This is a genomic window from Jilunia laotingensis (assembly GCF_014385165.1).
Lineage (GTDB): Bacteria > Bacteroidota > Bacteroidia > Bacteroidales > Bacteroidaceae > Bacteroides > Bacteroides laotingensis.
The window spans coordinates 2,723,519-2,743,243 of the sequence record NZ_JACRTF010000001.1 but is presented as its reverse complement, the minus strand read 5'-3'; the positions used below and the strand labels follow the sequence as shown (position 1 = coordinate 2,743,243).

Annotated in this window: 11 protein-coding genes; 4 read left to right on the top strand and 7 right to left on the bottom strand. The window is 40.6% G+C overall.

Annotated elements, in window-relative coordinates; genetic code table 11:
* Window positions 1-40: 40 nt before the first annotated feature.
* The 3 genes from H8744_RS10490 to H8744_RS10480 all read right to left on the bottom strand — a co-directional run bounded on the left by H8744_RS10490 (window position 41) and on the right by H8744_RS10480 (window position 5,650).
* Complete coding sequence (locus H8744_RS10490; RefSeq protein WP_262434384.1) at window positions 41-2,584, bottom strand: T9SS type A sorting domain-containing protein; 2,544 nt, start codon at window positions 2,582-2,584, stop codon at window positions 41-43.
* A gap of 186 nt (window positions 2,585-2,770) precedes the next feature.
* Window positions 2,771-4,339: a tetratricopeptide repeat protein gene (locus H8744_RS10485; protein WP_262434383.1), complete on the bottom strand. Its 1,569-nt coding sequence runs from the start codon at window positions 4,337-4,339 to the stop codon at window positions 2,771-2,773.
* 249 nt (window positions 4,340-4,588) lie between these two features.
* Window positions 4,589-5,650, bottom strand: coding sequence for an IS5-like element IS1169 family transposase (locus H8744_RS10480; protein ID WP_008777670.1), 1,062 nt, complete (start codon window positions 5,648-5,650; stop codon window positions 4,589-4,591).
* 397 nt (window positions 5,651-6,047) lie between these two features.
* Here H8744_RS10480 and H8744_RS10475 point away from each other — a divergent pair, with 397 nt between their 5' ends.
* From H8744_RS10475 to hydF, 4 genes are read left to right on the top strand one after another with little or no spacing between them, the layout of a single operon-like run.
* Window positions 6,048-7,514, top strand: a complete 1,467-nt coding sequence (locus H8744_RS10475; protein ID WP_262434768.1) for a monomeric [FeFe] hydrogenase — start codon at window positions 6,048-6,050, stop codon at window positions 7,512-7,514.
* Window positions 7,498-8,544: a [FeFe] hydrogenase H-cluster radical SAM maturase HydE gene (gene hydE / locus H8744_RS10470; protein WP_262434767.1), complete on the top strand. Its 1,047-nt coding sequence runs from the start codon at window positions 7,498-7,500 to the stop codon at window positions 8,542-8,544. Before H8744_RS10475 ends, hydE begins: the two co-directional genes overlap by 17 nt.
* Before the next feature lie 30 nt (window positions 8,545-8,574).
* A complete protein-coding gene (gene hydG, locus H8744_RS10465; protein WP_262434766.1) occupies window positions 8,575-9,993 on the top strand; it encodes a [FeFe] hydrogenase H-cluster radical SAM maturase HydG in 1,419 nt (472 codons plus the stop codon).
* A 2-nt stretch (window positions 9,994-9,995) separates the two neighbouring features.
* Window positions 9,996-11,204 (top strand): [FeFe] hydrogenase H-cluster maturation GTPase HydF, encoded by a 1,209-nt coding sequence (hydF, locus tag H8744_RS10460; protein WP_262434765.1) that lies wholly within the window; start codon window positions 9,996-9,998, stop codon window positions 11,202-11,204.
* Window positions 11,205-11,389: 185 nt separating this feature from the next.
* On the opposite strand, the gene H8744_RS10455 is transcribed toward hydF, so the two are convergent.
* From H8744_RS10455 to H8744_RS10440, 4 genes are read right to left on the bottom strand one after another with little or no spacing between them, the layout of a single operon-like run.
* On the bottom strand, window positions 11,390-16,240 hold the full coding sequence (locus H8744_RS10455) for a C25 family cysteine peptidase (RefSeq protein WP_262434764.1): 4,851 nt from the start codon (window positions 16,238-16,240) through the stop codon (window positions 11,390-11,392).
* Window positions 16,241-16,242: 2 nt separating this feature from the next.
* Complete coding sequence (locus H8744_RS10450; RefSeq protein ID WP_262434763.1) at window positions 16,243-17,601, bottom strand: leucine-rich repeat domain-containing protein; 1,359 nt, start codon at window positions 17,599-17,601, stop codon at window positions 16,243-16,245.
* A 6-nt stretch (window positions 17,602-17,607) separates the two neighbouring features.
* Complete coding sequence (locus H8744_RS10445) at window positions 17,608-18,663, bottom strand: leucine-rich repeat protein (protein WP_262434762.1); 1,056 nt, start codon at window positions 18,661-18,663, stop codon at window positions 17,608-17,610.
* A 6-nt stretch (window positions 18,664-18,669) separates the two neighbouring features.
* Entirely contained in the window at window positions 18,670-19,722 is a 1,053-nt protein-coding gene (locus H8744_RS10440; RefSeq protein ID WP_262434761.1) for a leucine-rich repeat protein, read from the bottom strand.
* Window positions 19,723-19,725 lie beyond the last annotated feature (3 nt).

Sequence of the window (19,725 nt, the reverse complement as noted above, 5' to 3'; positions counted from 1 at the left end):
AATACTCCCCGTTCCTGTTCTTTTTTGTAGAATACCCGAATTAGTTTCTTACAATAACTTTTCGAATGTAATTGCCAATCTTAATAATGTAAAAACCTTCCGGTACAATAAACGATGTATAAGAAGATATGCATCGGGATTGAATTTTCTTTCCTGAAAAATCGTATATATCTATATTTACCGATTGATCCCCCGGATTAACAATAATTGCATTATTTTCTACCCGAACTGGATATTTACCTTCGGATATGGGATCCAAACCTGTCACAATAGCTGATCCGGAAACATTTACTATCGTATTTGCATAGCTCATTTCCAGCTTCAAGACATATGTTCCCGCAGCAGTAACTTCATATTCAAGCCTATATTCAGAATTACTTTCCCCTGTACTATCATAGTAATAATTGGATTGAGCCAATGGAGTGGTTTCATTACATTCTTTAAACAATGATAGCGTGAAATCATTTGCAGAAGCGACTTTAAAATCTCCGGGTTGCAAACTAATGGCATACCATACCGGATTACTCCGCGTAGCTTCCTGAAATGTCACTTCACCCGGAGTTAAAGCAATCGGAAGAGAACAAGCTTCACCGGGCAGCAAGTCACGAATAGCAAGAGTAAGCTTCTTATCTGCCTGTACCGAACAAGTTACTATGTTAATAAGCAGCACATCATCTTTCTCTACAACAAATTGTCCTTCAAACCATGTTCCATCACTGTTAGTTTGTGTAATATTGACCGGATAAGCCGAACAATCTCCCGATTTGACAAACACAGAAGAAGATTTACGGGAATCAGCAGATTGCTCGTAGAGAATGTCGGCAGTAACAGTAACCTTACCATCTTGTGTAGCCGTATATTTATACCAATGATTCAATACGTTTTCAGGAAGTGGAGTATCACCGGCCTCTACCGGAATTGCCATACTGCAAGATTCACCTTCCTTATAAACTTCCTCAGAAAGAGTGAAATGAGTAGCTTCTTCGATATTATCGAATTTAATGAGATAATCAACTCCGGTCGTAACTTCCATTTTAGTAATTGTACCGACTTTTACAGCATCATAATCTCCATATCCCTGACATGATTTCGGGAAGCTTACTCCTACTGTAATATCCGTATCAATCAGAAGCCAACCATCTTTAGTCGTTTTATATTGGCAATATTTCACAGCCCCTACTGACAAGTCATTTTGCCCAGTCTTTGCAGGCAAAGGGTTAGAACATATATCACCTTGAGCGATGTTTTCATACGAAATAGTAAAACTATACGAATTAAGCCCTTCGCTGCAACTCCAAACAATCATATAAGAAGTATTTCCTGCAACTTCATTTTTAATAAAATCTTTACCTTGAGCTATTGGAGTGTACAGATTATCCAATGTATACAGCTTCACACTCGTATTACTGTTCTGTAAATTAGCCGCTTTTGCATCAACAATAAGGAAGCGGGAATCTCCTTCAGGCACATTTACCTTATAATAATAGGTACCATCATATTGAGGTACTGTGTAAGAACCGGCTTCTATTATTATCGGGGATTCTGTCGAATCTCCCATCTTGGGATCTTCAACTGTAATATCGAACATCTCATCAGAACCCGTTTCGTCTGCCCTTTCTATACAGATCAAATAAGTAGCACCTGCATCAACTTTGCACCTGATCGCAAAATATCCATCTATACTGGCGTATGGCGAATAATCGGAACAAGTTTTATATATACTTATATTCCCTCCGGGCAAGCCATTATCAGATGCAAGGAGCATAAAACCATTCTTACCGACCGTATATTGATACCAATATTTGCCGGTTGCTTTGGGCAATACATTATTATTCTCTTTACCAATGAACGGCATATCGCAAGAAGTACCTTCAGTAGGATGAGTCAGCTTGAAACTTGCCATAGCAGGGGTGGAATACAATGACACTTCAACTATATAATTCTTGCCTGTTTCCACCGCATATTTAGCTACATATTTACTACCTATATTAGTGATGGCTAATGACTCGCTTGCACCTTCGCAGCCTTCATGCACCACCAAAGATGCAGGATAGCTTCCAAAGGTCATTTCCAATAGTCCTGAATCTATGCAAGCATAAGAAAGAAATGTAGGTTTAGTCTGATACGTTTTGCTATCATAATAAGAAGGAACAAAAAAATCCGACTCCGTGGCAGAAATAGCATCCCCACAAGTGGCTCCTCCTTCCACATCAGCATCTTTCAAAACCGCTGTAAAGTTGACGGTACTTTCATTATAAACACCAGCTGCAAGATATACTTTTTGCCCTTTTTTAATAGGGAATATACGAACATTTCCACTATTAATGCCACTGATCATAGTACTATAGGTTCCATCTTCAGACAGTGTAATGGTTGCAGAACCATTAGCTGTCTGCACAGTGAGCAATTTCCCTTGTTCGGCAGGTGCCGTATACACATAATATACGGTATTTTGACCCGTAGAACTTTCAAATGTAAATGAAACTGTCCCTTCTTCGAAAGGAAGTGCGGTCTCCACTGTCGTTTGAGCATAGATGCCAAACACAATGCATAACAAAATACTAGAAAGTAATAGTCTCTTCATAAACCTAGTGCTTTAAATTGTTAATAAGAAAGAGGTGAATTATATTATAGTTCGATAGTATTGTCCTCAAATATAGAAGATATTAAAAGAAAAAATGAATTTAAAAGGGGATAAAAAGGGGATGGTATATACGCATAAATAGGTATATTCCAACTATAGCACTCAGGTATACAGTATGTTATATAATTAAATCGAAATCAAGTAAGAATAAAGTGACTTTGTCCCATCCAAACCTAATTTATGGGTAATTTGTTGTTTCTTTTTTTTGCAATATTCAGGTGTAATGTTAAGTAATGAAGATATTTCTTTTGTACTCAAATTTATATAGACCAAAGACAAAAAACGTACCTCATTGGCTGTCAGTTCAGGATGCCTATCTATGAGAGAATTGATAAAAGTATCGTTTACTTGTTCAAAATAAGTCGTAAAATGTTTCCATTCTTCATTCTCCTCCAACTGTTTCCGTAGTTTCCGGATCGCTTCTTTTAATTTCACATCTTTCGACTTCTTAATCGTATCCGAAACAGAAAGTATATCCAAAATTTCTTGAATGAGACTGTTTCTATTGGCGACAACCAAAGCGTTTGAAACCAATTCCCTGCCTTTCATCTCTATCTCATGTTGAAATTGCCTTCGTTCCAGAAATGACTTTGCTTGCTCTTCATCTAACTGATTCTGTAACAATTGTTGATTTTTCTTTTCCTGATCCAATTCAAGTTCTACGATCTTTTTCTGTTGCTTGTTCTTGACAACCTGGTTGACCAAAGCCCATATCAATATGATTGCTATCACAACCGAGAGCCCCCAAAATATCAGTTCCGTCTTATGTTTAGTTTTGTATTCTTCAAATTCCTTTTCCTTTTTAAAAAACTCAAATTGAATACGGTTATTCTCAAATTGCTTCTTTCCTGTAATATTCCACAAAGAATCTACGGCAAAGATCATGGAATCTTTATAAGCAAAAGCCTTTTCATACCTGCTAATCGCATAATAGGCATCAGAAAGATTACGATAGAAAAAGTTACGTTCTTCTATATTAAGATTTCCTTTTAATGCATCCAATGAATAAAATATAGCAGACTGATAATCTTCCATCGCCATGCAAGCATTGATCAATGACATTTGAATATCAACCCATAACATACTATTTCTAATTTGTTTACCCGCTTTCCGATAGAGTTCCAGTGCCAAATCATACGCTTGCCTGTTTTTCCCTTTGTTGAGATAACAATTCACTTTCAAGGTATGTAGTTTGGTCAACTCAAGGGTATATTTCTTTAGCATATTTTCTGCAATATCCAAGAAATAATCTACTTGCACATAATCATTCAATCCCATGGAAACACTAACTAAATTCATAGCACACCCACCAATAAACAAGCTATCGGTAGTTCCCTTAACCGTGTCGTAGACTTTCATATAATATTCATTCGCTTTCTCCATCTTATTATCTTGCATGTAAAGTCCTGCAATATTATTCAGTATACTCATCTCTTGGCGTTTGTCCAGTTTGTCCACAGCTATTTTATAAGCCTCAAAAAAATTATTTAAGGCACCATTATAATCTAATAACTCTGCCTTATTAATTCCAATATTCTTCAGGATACGAAATAATTTTTCCGGTGATTTTTCATTGATAGCCAATTGCTTGGCTTGGGATAATAATTCTAAAGAATATTGATAATCTTTTTCTATTGATGCTTTGATTGCTATTTGAATCAAGCTGTCGCAACTCTCGCTTGCGGATGAGGTCATTGGACAACATAGACCTTTCAAAAACAGAATTATTATAAAAATATAGCGCATGATTTTCATATACACGATTATTTAAAGGTGAGTTCTATCAATTCAATTTATCCTCTTGTATCAGACAGCAGAACTCTTTAACTGCCCAATTTGTGAGCTTTAGTCTTGCAAATTTAGCGAATATTTTCTACCCCCCCCCCCCGATTTTTACAATAATTAACTTGTGTTTGTTGTAAAAATTGGATGTGCAGGCATAATTCACCCCAACAACTCAGGTTTCAGCCTGATTATTTGCGTGTAACGACTGATGTTATACACAAGACTGGTGAATGCTACATTGGCTTTAGCACGAATAAGCCCTACTGTACGCACCACAAGTCCACGCATGGTTTGTTCCTCAAACCCGAATACATGCTCGACAAGGCAACGTGTCTTGGATTTTTTCCTATTGTCTGATTTCTGCTCCTTGGTAAGCGGACGGTTACGGTAGCCCTTTTCGCAAATTATCGGATTCATCTTATGCTGTTTTACAATCTCCTCTTGTCCGACATAACCGGCGTCCAAATACAAGTCCTTGCCTTCGTCTTTTTCATCCAGCAGTCCTTCAAAGCCTTTGGAATCATGCACTTCTGCCGACGTGGTATCATAAGAAAGTATGATCTTATTGCGTTTCTCAACTTTAGTATGCTGCTTGTAGCCGTAAAAAGTCTCATCACGCTTCTTTGTCCAGCGGGCATCTACATCCTTGTGGCACTTCTTGTGGGGATTGTCATTCCACAACTTATCACCCGCTCCCTGTTTTATCTGCTCATTTTCATCACGGGTGTTACGTTGGCGAGGGGCAATAACAAAACTGGCATCAATGATGCGACCCTCATTGAATTGCAGACCCTTACTTTCCATGAAACTATGAAATTCCGAAAAAAGCTTGTCATAAACGCCTGTATTTGTCAGGAGTTCGCGATACTTCCACACCGTCTTCTCGTCAGGAACATCGTCAACACATTCAATACCAAGAAACTTGCGGAAACTCGTACGGTCAACTATCTGATACTCTATCTGATGGTCACTCAAACCATAATAACGCTGAAGAAACAAGACCTTGAACATCAGCACACAGTCTATCGGCGGACGACCGGCATTACTTTTGCGCTCTCCGGTAAAAAGGGCTGATTCAAGAGTAGGACGAAAGATCTCAAAATCAACATACTGAGACAACACTTCAAGAGGATTGCCCATTTCATTCAAACGCAATTCACGATTCTCTGACTCAAATAGTTGATTATAACGAAGCTTACGGTATCGGGATAACTTGTTCATTATAAAATTCTTATTTTCTGCAAATTTACGCTCTTGGAACCATATAAACAACTGTACTACAATATTTTAATTTATAGAACTCCTCTAAAGTTCACATTTGTCAGCAAAAGTATAATAAAATCATTCATTTACAAGTATTATTATGAAAATCTCCAACTTTGCATTTAAAAAGAATCTATTCTACTTTTCGTTACTTGTTACTGACTGTAATAAAAGTCTTTTTTTACTGACAAAAGACAGTTAATCTCCGTCTTCTGACATTTTCGAACAACATTTCGCTATGAAAAAAGAAAAAAGCATTCATTTGTTGACATTTTGACAATCCTTTTCCCCTGAAGTTAGTATATCAACAGACGAATCACTATCTTTGCAAACCCTAAAACCCTAAATAGACATTATGGCATTTACTAACAACGTTATGATCGTCCGTCACAAATTGTTGGCAGACCTTGTAAGACTTTGGAAACAAAATGAGTTAATCGAACAAATAGACCGGCTTCCTATCAAGTTGAGTCCCCGCAAATCGAAGCCTTTAGGGCGTTGCTGTGTACACAAAGAAAGAGCTGTATGGAAATATAAATGTCTGCCGCTTTTAGGCATGGACATGGCGGATGAAAAGGACGAACTCGACCCGCTATCTCATTATGCACAATTGGCACTCGAGCGACGCGAACAAATGAAGGAAAATATTCTTTGTGTAATCGATGAGGCCTGTTCATCCTGTGTACAAATCAATTATGAGATAACCAACCTTTGTCGCGGTTGTGTAGCTCGAAGTTGTTACATGAACTGTCCGAAAGATGCCATACGCTTCAAGAAAAACGGAAAAGCAATGATTGACCATGAAGCTTGCGTCAGTTGCGGCATCTGCCATAAAAGTTGTCCTTACCATGCAATCGTATACATACCCGTTCCCTGCGAAGAATCTTGTCCGGTAAAAGCGATCAGCAAAGATGAACAAGGAATAGAACATATCGATGAAAATAAATGTATCTATTGCGGAAAGTGTATGAATGCATGCCCATTCGGTGCTATCTTCGAACTTTCACAATCTTTCGATGTATTGCAAGGTATCCGCAGAGGTGAAAAAATGGTAGCCATCATCGCTCCTGCCATCCTCGGACAATTCAAAACAACCATTGAACATGTTTATGGTGCATTTCGTGAAATGGGATTTGCAGATGTAATTGAAGTGGCACAAGGAGCTATGGATACTACCAGCAACGAAGCCCATGAACTTTTGGAAAAGTTGGAAGAAGGACAAGCATTTATGACAACTTCTTGTTGTCCCTCGTATATCGAATTGGTTGAAAAACACATACCCGACATGAAACCGTATGTATCGACTACCGGATCACCGATGTTTTATACTGCCCGTATAGCAAAAGCAAAGCATCCGGATGCAAAAATCGTTTTTGTAGGGCCATGCGTTGCCAAACGTAAAGAAATTCGTCGGGATGAAGCGGTGGACTATATCCTCACTTTTGAAGAGGTTGGTTCTATTCTTGACGGATTGGATATTCAATTGGAACAGACCCAACCTTTCTCCCTCGTTTACAATTCGGTACGCGAAGCGCACGGATTTGCACAAGCAGGAGGAGTAATGGGAGCAGTCAAAGCTTATCTGAAAGATGAAGCTGATAAAATAAATGCCATCCAAGTATCGGATATTAACAAAAAGAACATAGCATTACTGCGTGCCTGTGCGAAAACCGGTAAAGCATCCGGTCAATTCATCGAAGTAATGGCTTGCGAAGGGGGATGTATCACAGGACCTAGTACACACACCGATATTGTTTCCGGTCGCCGTCAATTGATGCAAGACCTGCTCAAGCGAAAGGAATCTTATGAAACAATGGGTTGACAGACTAAGAATAGAAAAATCCTTACCATCTGAAGGGTATAGGGCTTTATTAACTTGCCGGGATGCAGAAACAATGGAATATCTGCATCGGCAAGCTAGAGAAGTTGCTTATACCTATTTCGGAAACCGCATTTATATTCGGGGGCTAATTGAAATAAGTAATTGCTGCCGGAACAACTGCTATTACTGTGGGATACGAAAAGGCAATACACATATAGAGAGATATCGGTTGAGTCAGGAGACCATTCTCGAATGTTGCACCCAAGGATATGAATTGGGATTCCGAACTTTCGTCCTCCAAGGAGGTGAAGACAGATTACAATCGGCAGACTGGATAGAAGAAACTGTTTCTATCATCCGAAAACAATTTCCCGATTGTGCCATAACACTTTCACTGGGTGAATATCCACCAGAAGAATACAAGCGTTTCTTCCGAGCCGGAGCCAATCGTTATTTGTTACGGCATGAGACATACAATCAAGAACACTATAGCCTGCTTCATCCGGTAGAAATGTCTTGGAAGCATCGTATCTCATGTTTGGAATCTCTCAAAAACATCGGGTTTCAAACGGGCACAGGTATTATGGTAGGCAGCCCGGGACAGACAGTGGAACATCTTATAGATGATATCCATTTTATCAGCCGCCTTCGTCCGGAAATGATAGGGATCGGTCCCTTTATCCCCCATCAAGATACTCCTTTTGGGAATCAGCCGGCAGGAAGTATAGAGCAAACCTTGATCCTACTTTCCATATTCCGACTAATGCACCCTAATGCACTGATCCCCGCCACTACGGCTCTTGCAACGCTTGCACCGAATGGTCGGGAAAAAGGGATACTAGCCGGGGCTAACGTGGTGATGCCCAATTTATCGCCCGGCAATGAACGAAAAAAATATGAATTGTATAACAATAAAGCTTCCCTTGGTGCCGAAGCCGCTGAAGGTTTATCTATTCTGCGCAAGCAGCTACAAACCATCGGATATGAAATTTCGACAGAAAAAGGAGACTTTTGGAAAAGGGAAAATTGAGAAGGAAAAAGAAAAAACACTTATTATCTTATGTATAAAGTTAATTCATCTCAGGCTGAAGAATTTATCAACCATCAAGAAATTCTTGACACGCTGGAGTATGCCCGTGCCAATAAAAGTAACCGTAAACTAATAGAACAATTGATCGACAAGGCCGCTTTATGTAAAGGATTGAGCCATCGCGAAGCTGCACTCCTTTTGGAATGCGACCAACAAGATCTTATCGACCGCATTTTCCATTTAGCTAAAGAAATTAAGCAGAAGTTCTATGGAAACCGGATCGTTATGTTCGCTCCGCTTTATCTTTCTAATTACTGTGTCAACGGTTGTACTTACTGTCCGTATCATCTTAAGAATAAGACAATAGCACGTAAAAAACTGAGTCAAGAAGAAATTCGCCGAGAAGTAATCGCCTTACAAGATATGGGGCATAAACGTCTTGCCCTCGAGACGGGAGAACATCCTGTACTCAACCCGATAGAATACGTTCTGGAATCCATTGAAACCATTTATAGTATCCATCATAAAAATGGAGCAATCCGCCGGGTAAATGTGAATATCGCTGCCACTACAGTAGAGAATTATCGTAAGTTACGCGATGCAGGTATCGGTACATATATCCTTTTTCAAGAAACGTACCACAAAGAAAATTACGAAATCCTCCATCCCACCGGACCTAAAAGCAATTATGCATACCACACCGAAGCAATGGATCGCGCGATGGAAGGTGGCATCGATGATGTCGGTATAGGTGTACTATTCGGGCTCAACACTTATCGTTATGACTTCACCGGACTATTGATGCACGCTGAACATTTGGAATCGCGGTTCGGAGTGGGGCCACACACCATCAGTGTACCACGTATTTGTCCGGCTGACGATATCGACACATCCGACTTCCCAAACTCAATTTCAGACGACATATTCCGCCGCATCGTTGCTGTAATCCGCATTGCGGTACCTTATACGGGAATGATCATCTCCACCCGTGAGTCACAGGAATCACGTCGGCAAGTACTCGATATCGGCATTTCACAAATCAGTGGCGGCTCGCGAACCAGTGTAGGTGGATATGCCGAAGAAGAACTACCGTCGAAGAACTCTGCCCAGTTCGACCTGAACGATCGACGTACATTGGACGAAATTGTCAGTTGGCTACTCGACTTGGGATATATCCCCAGTTTCTGTACAGCTTGTTATCGTGCCGGACGTACAGGAGATCGCTTTATGTCATTAGTAAAATCAGGACAAATAGCCAATTGTTGCGGTCCCAATGCACTGATGACATTGAAGGAATACCTTGAGGATTATGCATCACCGGAAACACGTATCAAAGGTGAACAATTGATTAACCGAGAGGCATCAAGCATACCTAATCCCAAAATTAAAGAGATAGCCCTACGCAATTTGAAAGAAATAGCAGAAGGCAAAAGAGACTTTAGATTCTGATTATGAGCTTCATTCAAACCCCAAACTCCAATCGCCTGCATATCGCCCTTTTCGGACGACGTAACAGTGGGAAATCATCCTTGGTCAATGCATTGGCAGGACAAGATGTTACCCTTGTATCAGACACGCCCGGAACAACTACCGATCCGGTTTTAAAAGCAATGGAAATCCACGGCATAGGTCCCTGCCTCTTTATCGACACTCCAGGCTATGATGATGAAGGTGAATTAGGTAAGCAACGCGTTGAACGCACCTTGCAAATTGTAGAAAAAACTGATATTGCCCTTCTGCTTTGCAATAAAGAAAATGGAGATATTCCATCGGACTTAACGGAAGACATCTATTGGATCGAACTGCTGAAAAAAAAGAAAATCCCAGTTATCCCGCTAGTAAATAAAGCAGATACCTCGGACTATGCCACGCTAAATGTTTCTGCTATCAAAAAACATACATCTTCCTCTCCGCTTTTTGTAAGTGCCAAGACCGGGCATGGAATAGAACTCATTCGTCAAGCCATCATTCGTTGCTTGCCGGAAGACTTTGATGCACAAAGTATCACAGGCACTTTGATCACCGAGGATGATTTGGTTCTTCTTGTCATGCCACAGGATGTCCAAGCACCAAAAGGCAGACTCATTCTGCCGCAAGCGCAGACACTTCGTGAGCTGTTGGATAAAAAATGTATCACGATATGTTGTACCACAGATAAATTGCCAAATACATTACAAGCCCTTTCACGTCCTCCAAAACTGATCATCACAGACTCACAAGTGTTCAAAACCGTATACGAACAGAAACCCAAGGAGAGTAAATTAACTTCATTTTCCGTACTGTTTGCTGCGTATAAAGGAGACATCGACTATTATGTGGAAAGTGCAAAACACATTGAAAATCTAAATAAATCATCCTGTATACTCATAGCGGAAGCTTGCACACATGCTCCTCTTTCGGAAGATATAGGACGAGTCAAATTACCACAGCTTCTAAGAAAGAGAATTGGAGAAGAACTACAAATAGACATAGTCTCCGGCAATGATTTCCCACCCGATCTCAGCAAATATAGCCTAATTATTCAGTGCGGAGCTTGCATGTTCAACAGAAAATATGTACTCAATCGGATAGAACAGGCAAAAAAGCAACAAATACCTATGACAAACTATGGAATAGCCATTGCTTTTATAAATAATATTCTAGATAAAATAGAGTATTAAGTACTTATCCATTTTGCTCAGCCTTATTTGGGCATCTCTTTTTGAGATGATTACTTCTATTTATAAAGAGTAAACAGACTATGCGAAGTATAAGAACGGGAAAAAAGTCAAGAAAAAGCCGCACTTCATTATAAAGCGCGGCTTTTTCTCTTGAAATATGACCGGTTAATTGGTCATGTCAATAATCAATTCGCAATATCGACATTCCCATATTGATAATCCAGTGTTGCCCCCTTTTCAATTTCGAGCCCTGATTTGTTTCCCAACAGGATTTTCCCATTGTTCCTGATGATGACCTTACTTCCTGCCAGTGCCTTAACCGTAGCCCCGCTGATTGTTCCACCGTTCACTTCCAGAGTTGCCCCGGGACGTACAATCACAGCGGAGGCTTTGCTTAACGTCATGGTCTTGCCGGCAGGAATGACGAACTTGCCCGATTGTATGACTACGTTTGCGCAAGGCGTTTCCCCGTCCCATGTCTGATTGCCGTTGACCACCATCGGTTCGCAGATGCCCGAGGCGTATTCTCCCGTGTTTCTGGAGTTTCCCCGTTTGAGTCCCCATTCGATGGCACCCGGCACACCGTTTGTTTTCCATACGTACAAGCTATACTCGTCCCCGGCTATCAGTTCATTTTTGCCGTCATTGTCAATGTCGGAGACACACGGGGTGTCTTTGAATTCCTGATCGGAAATGATCGGGAAGCCTACAATGTCACTTCCATCATTGTGCAAGGCATAAATCAGTTTTCCCGAGCAGAAGACGATGTCGGGTATGGCATCCCCGTCCACATCCGCCAGGATGGGGGTGTTCACATTGCCTGCGTACGGACCGTCCTGGAAAAGTCCTTTAATTTCTTTCTGCCAAAGTAATGCACCCGTATGCTTCCAAACCTTTATCATGTCACGTCCCAATATGACCACTTCCAAATGTCCGTCATTATTGATATCTCCCACGGACAAGGTATGATCCAATGATCCGCCCACCGTATAGGGAATGGTCTGGCTTCCATTCCATCCGGGAATACTATTTCCGTTCCGGTCAATGGCATAGACATGGCTGGTCGCTATTTTGCGTTGTGAGAACAGGATGTCCTTCTTACCGTCCCCGTCCAAGTCACACACTACCGGTGTAGAGGATAGTTTTTCAATATTCTTCCCCCAGAACGGGTTTGTTTTAAAAGGTCGTCCATCCTGCCTCCAGATATAGATGCCCAGGGAATCATAGGATGCAATGATTTCCATTTCCCCATCGTTGTCCAAGTCTGCAACGGTCAAGCCGGAGTAGTTGCGATTCTTGCCGCTTGTCACATTGGGGTTCAACCGCCTTATCTCCTGTCCGTTGCAGTCCAGTATGTAGATGTCCGGTGTGTGGTGTGACTTGACGAGTACTTCCATTGTTCCGTCCGCACTGCCGTCCAGATCGGCAATGACCGGGCTCTGTTGCATGGAGAAGGGGATTTTCGTCTCCCAAAGCAAATCGGGCCTTTTGTCCCCGTCCTTATCGAATGCTGAATAGCAGAAGACAGCGTGTGACGGTTTCGCAATGTCCCGGTCGTCCCAACTGGATACCACGATATTCTGTTCTCCATTCCCTTTCAAGTCTCCGATGGCCACCTGTTCTTTGAGCATGACGGGTGTTTTTGCAAACCCGCTGATGGTCGTTACGTTGTTGTCTATATCATACAGTTCCTCCCCGTCCGCACGGAATCCCATGATGCAACTGTCGTTTTCTTTCCCCCGGCTATCACATATCCAGAATATCTCCCGTTTCCCATCGTTGTCCACGTCCGCAATGGTAGGACAGGATTCTGAAGCATAATTGCCTTCCGGTAAATGGCGCGGGAACGGAGTGACGGTGGGATAGGAGGTCCATGCCTTGTATGCCGCACTTAAACCGCCCTCGTTCCCGTTTGTGGAAACAGAAGTCACTTTGTAATAGTAAATAGTGCATCCTGCTAGGTTTTCATCGACAAAATACGCTGCCGTCAAAAGAAATTTGTTCAGTTTCCGGTATGTCCCGTTTTCTCCGTTGTCACTGCGGTAAATATTGTATCCCGCAATGTTCCCTACAGGTGTCCAATATACGTTTATGAATGATTCATAAGGCTGGAAGTTCATTGTGGCAGCATTTATCGTGTTCGGTCTTGACAAAGGATTCACTGGGAAGTTCCATGTTTTCCCATACGCATTGGTTACCATCAGATTTAGATCCAATTGTCCCATATAAGTACTCAAGGTTTGGAATGACAAAGTTGTTGTATTTGCTTTTGTCTCAAATGAAGAAATGTTGGGGTAGGTGACTAATGTGGAGGGACATGAAACTTGTTGGCTTTTTGTTGTCAACATTGCTTTCAAGCCGGTGGCTTCTGCATTACCAATATTTGTCAAGTCGATGTTCATCCTCACCGTTTCCCCAGCTTCAACTCTCGTGTTCCCGTTGCTTGTCCAGGTTACGATCTGGTTTCCGATTTGGATTTCAGGAACATGGATATCTTCCAATTTGAATAGTTCTACTCTACTGCTGCCATTGACGGTAATCTGCAATCGTAACGTGACCGCCTTTTCGCTGTTTTTCAGATGTTGTTCACTGTCTTTGTTTATCCTAAAAACAAATGGTGTCATAGATGTTGTAACTCCATTGCCAACAACAGTGCCGAAAACCGCATGTGCCGTAAGGATCTGCACATCGCTTGATTGGCTTGACAGCATGCCCGTTATGGCGGTGACCATGGCGGCTCCCGTGTTTTTTAATTTCACGGTTAATCCGATGGTTTCCCCAGCATCCAGTTGCCCGTCTCCGTTGCCTATGACATTGCCTCCCGTATTGTCATTGTAGACCAGATCAGAAATGGCAAGCGCGGGTTGGCTACCGATGCCGGACACCTGGATGCTCCTTTCCACCGGCCTATAGTTGTGGGCAGTAAGAGTCACGTCAATTGTACCCGGTGTTTGGATGAGTACATTGACGGTGTGCTGCCCGTTGCCGATGTTGTCCACGATGTACAATTCGTCCGCTTTCCGGATACAGACACGCGCGGTCTCGTTCTGGGGGAGGCCGCTTACAGCGATTGTTATTGTTTTTTGCCCTGTCGAGAGGGATGTGGGACTGATGGATGCACTTAATGTCTTGGGTGCGGAAGTCCAAACTTGCATCTCGGGATCACCGAAAAGATGAAGTGCGCAATTATTTTTTTCAACTGTTTTGTACATAAGTGCTTTGGCATACAAGATAGATAAATCATATCTATTGGTGTGATTCGGAGATGTTTTATAAAGTTCGCCAAGAAGTCCTTTCAATTGCCGATATTCGCTTGCATACCCGGCATCCGTATTTCCAATAAATGCGACTGCCCCGCCTGGAGTCTTATTTAGAAAATGTTCCGCTATGCAGTCTTTAGTAATATCAGCCGACAAACAGCCGCCTGACATAAGTATCGGATAATAATTCTCATTTTCTAAGTTATCCACATCATCATTATGAATAGCCTCATTCTTATCCAGACTCGACGTGCCCATGCCCGTAGGAGAAGAATGGTCCATGTGGTAAATAAGATGAAAATGATCCAGACCGGAATTCCCCCCATTTTGCAAAGCTGATATGAAATTGGATTTATTCAATTCTTCTCCTTTATGGGTGTTATCTGTATATTTAGAATGTTTACCATTGCAAGAACTCGTGTTACTTTCACAATTATAATGATCGTAAATAAGCCAGCGATTCAGTGTCCCTGCATATTTTTGGTAATACCGTGCAATAGAATCCCGTCCATCATTATACAAATAGCCATTATCGCTTTTGCTAATGAAAGCAGATGCAGCAACCGAATTATTGAAATACGAGTAGTTTATATTCAGATCCGCTTTCTCATAGTGAATGGCTTTCTCTACAAATGTCTCAGCCTCTGTTTTATTTTCAACCGATGCCCTTCCCAACTTAAAAGTCAGTCCCCAATCAGAAGATGTATAATCATTATCTTCAAAATAAAGATTATTCCCATTCCTATTCCAGTTTCCCCCATTTACACAAGCATAATAGAAGTCGACTGCCACATTGCTTTTTTCAGCCCTTGGCTCCTTTAAGCGCGCGGGAATGATATTGGTATCCCCTCCCAAAAGCACGAACAAAGAGCCATAAGACTTCTTTATATAAATCAGGTAATTACGTATTTTCTCCTGCAAATCACTCCCCGCTTGACTAACGGCTATGTTTTCGACCGTTTCAATAATGGTAGGTATGCCTTTTTTTATCTTCCAGTCGGCAAGTTCCTGAAACGCCTCTTTCAACTCGTTGTTGGTGATAATCAGGTATTCCGGAAGCACCTCGCTTATTGCCGCAGTCGTAGCACTTCTTAATACCGGATTATCGGAATATGTTTTGGGTACGATGCTCTTTATGTCGGGAACTACACCGTCAAGTGCCTCCTTGTTGTCAATGATGGATCTGATATACTCCTTGTCCAACTCATTCAGATAACCGGATTGGCTGTTTACAGAAAATTGGCTTGCAGAAGATGGAGAAGTTGAAGAATAAGTGAGTGAGAAAGAGATATCACATAAATATAGCTTTCTCATGTTAGGAACATACTCTAATGGTGAAATTTTCACTGTCACCAGATGGTATCCGAAGTCTTCCCTGTCCGAGATGATTTCTGCATAGTTTCCGGGATAAGGATTGGAAGAATTATAAATGCGGCTATCCGGCTCTACCCACTCAGGGACGCTACTGATAATTACCTGTGGCTGTGCCGGATAGACCAAAATATCACTTTTCAGTAATTCCTTGTTGACAGAATGTATTTGTACGCTTGGTTGCACACCTACCGGGACAAGGAATGTTTTAACACAATAAGGCAAGTTTGGTGCTCCTATCTCATTCAGATACGTACTCGGTTCAGATACTACATTCATGTATTCCCCTTCAGGACGAAAAGTAAAATCAATGTTTTCCACCCATGTGATAATACCATCTATCTGGCCATTTGCAGATGTGATCATTACAAAGACCACACCAATTATCATTATTAATCGTTTCATGGCTATCTATTTTTATGAAGTTTAAGAAGCTCTTTTGTCATATCTCCGTATATTATTTCCACTATTAATATCTTTTCGGTCGTTTGATCCACGTTGAAAGAATCTGATGGCCTGGAAATTGTTTTGCTCCCTATCAGCACTCCACCGGGACTATATAGTTTTACTTCAGAAATAGTTTTTTCCCCTTTAATATGAATGGTCTGATTTGTCCAACTGACAGTTGTCTTTTCATTATCCATAGTCACTATTGAGGCACGTACGCCATTTATGGTACGAAAATCTTTCCAAACCGGGGCTTTACAGTACAAATCAAAACTTTCTTCAGGGACTTCCAACTTCATTTGTCTGACACGGATAAAAGGATCACCAATAATTGTAGGTGGAATGGGAGCTTTGCAATAGATGGTATATAGGTGCCGGTAATCTCCAAATTCTTCAAAATCTTCAAAACTAGCTTTTGTAGGTACTTTAGAAGCTACATAGAACGCGGAGTCTTCTATACATTTTAAAGAAGAAGGTAACGGCAAATCAAAGATGTAATTAGTGCTTTCAAAAGCCTTATAACCGATAATCTCTACTCCTTCAGGAACACCACCATACTCATAGGCCATATAGTAATTTGTAGGAACTAATAGTAAACGCTTCTTATTTTTTGAATAAAGCACACCCTCACAAGAAATACAATTGCAATCGTCTCCTGCAACATCAAATGTATTTATATGCGTATCATCAAATATACCATGCCCTCTTTTCTCAGGAAATCTTTTCCATACCACAGATCCGGCAGCGCATCCCTTAAAAGCGTAATTTCCAATTTCCTTTAAAGTAGAAGGCAAGACGAATTCATGCACTTGTGCGCAATAAAATGCACCTGCTAAAATAGTTTCTATTCCTTCAGGAACAATATACTGTTTATTAGACTTAGCAGAAGGATATAGAAGCAAAGTCTTTTTGTCAGGAGAAAAAAGGATGCCATCGATAGCGATGCAATTAGGACTCGTATCCTGTGTTTGAAATTTTTGAATCGGACTCCCGTCAAAAAGTGACTCACTAACTCGTTGGGGGAATATGCCCCACATTACAGTCGTCAGTTGGGAGCAATAGGACATGGCTTGGCAACCTACTTCCCTAAGTGATAAAGGTAAAGTAATTTTATGCAAATTTTGATTCGAGAAGGCCACTCTGGCTATCACTTCCGTCCCTTCCGGCACTACATATTCCTCGTCCACTTTGTCTTCGGGATAATCTATCAACGTCTTTCTATCCACCGAGAAAGTGACCCCATCGATAACTACCGTTTCTTGTGCTTGCAACAGAATGCAAAGCAGTGGTAGTAACATAAATAATAATGTTTTTTTCATAATATTTTAATTTAGTAATTTAATTTCTATTCTTTTGCCACCAGATGTTGTAACTTCTAATAAGAGTACTCCCTTGGGAAATTCACCCGTTGCCATGTGCCATTTGTTTTCATGGATATCTCCTTGCCAGAAACAAGTACCGTTGGTGTCATAAGCTTTAATCTTTGACATTGTTTCATCACATTCGATATATAAAATATCATCTTCAATCCAACTTTCCAAATTTGGGGATTGTTTCATTTGTTGGATACCACTATCTGTTCTTTTGCCATTAATAGTTTTGAAGTCCTTCCAATAGTCTGTATTTCGGTACGTTTCTGCACTTTCTTCAGGTACATATAAATCAGTATCTCCCAGACCCCAAGAAGGAAACCCTATAATTTCGGGAGGGTTAATAGCATTACAAAAGATTTTATGTAAATCACGTTCATCTCCACCGTTACCTGTGCATGATAACCAACTTATTTTAAAGGCATCATCCTCAATTCGGTTAAGAGTAGAAGGTAAGATGATTTCTGCTATATTAGCATCCGCGAAAGCTTGTTTTGCTATAACCTCCGTGCCTTCAGGAACTTCATATTTACCACTTAAGCGGTTTCCTATTTTAGCTGGTGGAAATCCTAATAGTTTCTTCTTGTCTTTTGAGAAAAGAACGCCATCTACTGATATACAATTATTACTATTTTCAGTAGTTAAAAAAGAAGATAGCTTGGAAATCCCGATATTAGAGGTAAATCCCCAAATATAATCCCCTACAATTGCCGGATAATTATTCCAAATAATCGTCTTTAAATCTGATCCCGCCAAAGCGTAATCTCCAAGTTCTTTTAAGGATAAAGGTAATGTCAGAACTTGCAAATGACAATTAGGGACAAAAGCATGTTCATTTATAATCTCCGTCCCTTCCGGCACTACATACTCCTCATCCGTCTTATCTTTTGAATACTTTATCAGCGTCTTCTTATCTGCCGAGAAAGTAACCCCGTCAATGACTACCGTTTCCTGTGCTTGCAATAAAACAGATAACAGCGGTAGTAACATAAATAATAATGTTTTTTTCATGATATTCTAATTTAGTAATTTAATTTCTGTTCTTTTGCCGCCAGATGTTGTAACTTCCAATAAGAGTACTCCCTTGGGAAATTCACCCGTTGCCATGTGCCATTTGTTTTCATGGATATCTCCTTGCCAGAAACAAGTACCGTTGGTGTCATAAGCTGTAATCTTTGACATTGTTTCATCACATTCGATATATAAAATATCATTTTCAATCCAACTTTCCAAATTGGAGGATTGTTTCATTTGTTGGATACCACTATCTGTGCTTTTGCCATTGATAGTTTTGAAGTCCTTCCAATAGTCTGTATTTCGGTACGTTTCTGCACTTTCTTCAGGTACATATAAGTCAATATATTCTGGGTCAATAAATGGATTCCATATTATTTCAGGAGGTGTCATGGCTTTACAAAAAACATTGCTTAATGCGTCCGTATTTAGATAACTGCCTGCTATTGCTAACGAGCTTACACTAAATGCACGTTTTTCAATTCGGTTAACTGTGGAAGAAAGAACAACTATTGCTATATCAGCACTCAAAAAAGCCTCTTTTCCTATAATCTCCGTGCCTTCAGGTATTTCATATTTCCCACGCATTCGATCCCCGATTTTTGCAGGAGGAAAACCAAGAAGTTTCTTCTTGTCTTTTGAAAAAAGGACACCATCTATAGACGTGCAATTATCACTATTATCAGTTGTAAGAAAGGAGGATAATATAGAATCACCAGCACTCCTAAATCCCCAAATGTCAATTCCTACAACATTTGGATAAGTATTCCAGATAATCGTCTTTAAACCCGATCCCGCCAAAGCATAATCTCCAATTTCTTTCAAGGATAAAGGTAATGTCAGAACTTGCAAATGGCGATTATGACCAAAAGCATGTTCACTTATAATTTCCGTCCCTTCCGGCACTACATATTCCTCATCCGTCTTATCTTCTGAATACTTTATCAGCGTCTTCTTATCCACCGAGAAAGTGACCCCATCAATGACTACCGTTTCTTGCGCTTGTAACAAAATACTAAGCAGCGGTAGTAACATAAATAATAATGTTTTTTTCATGAT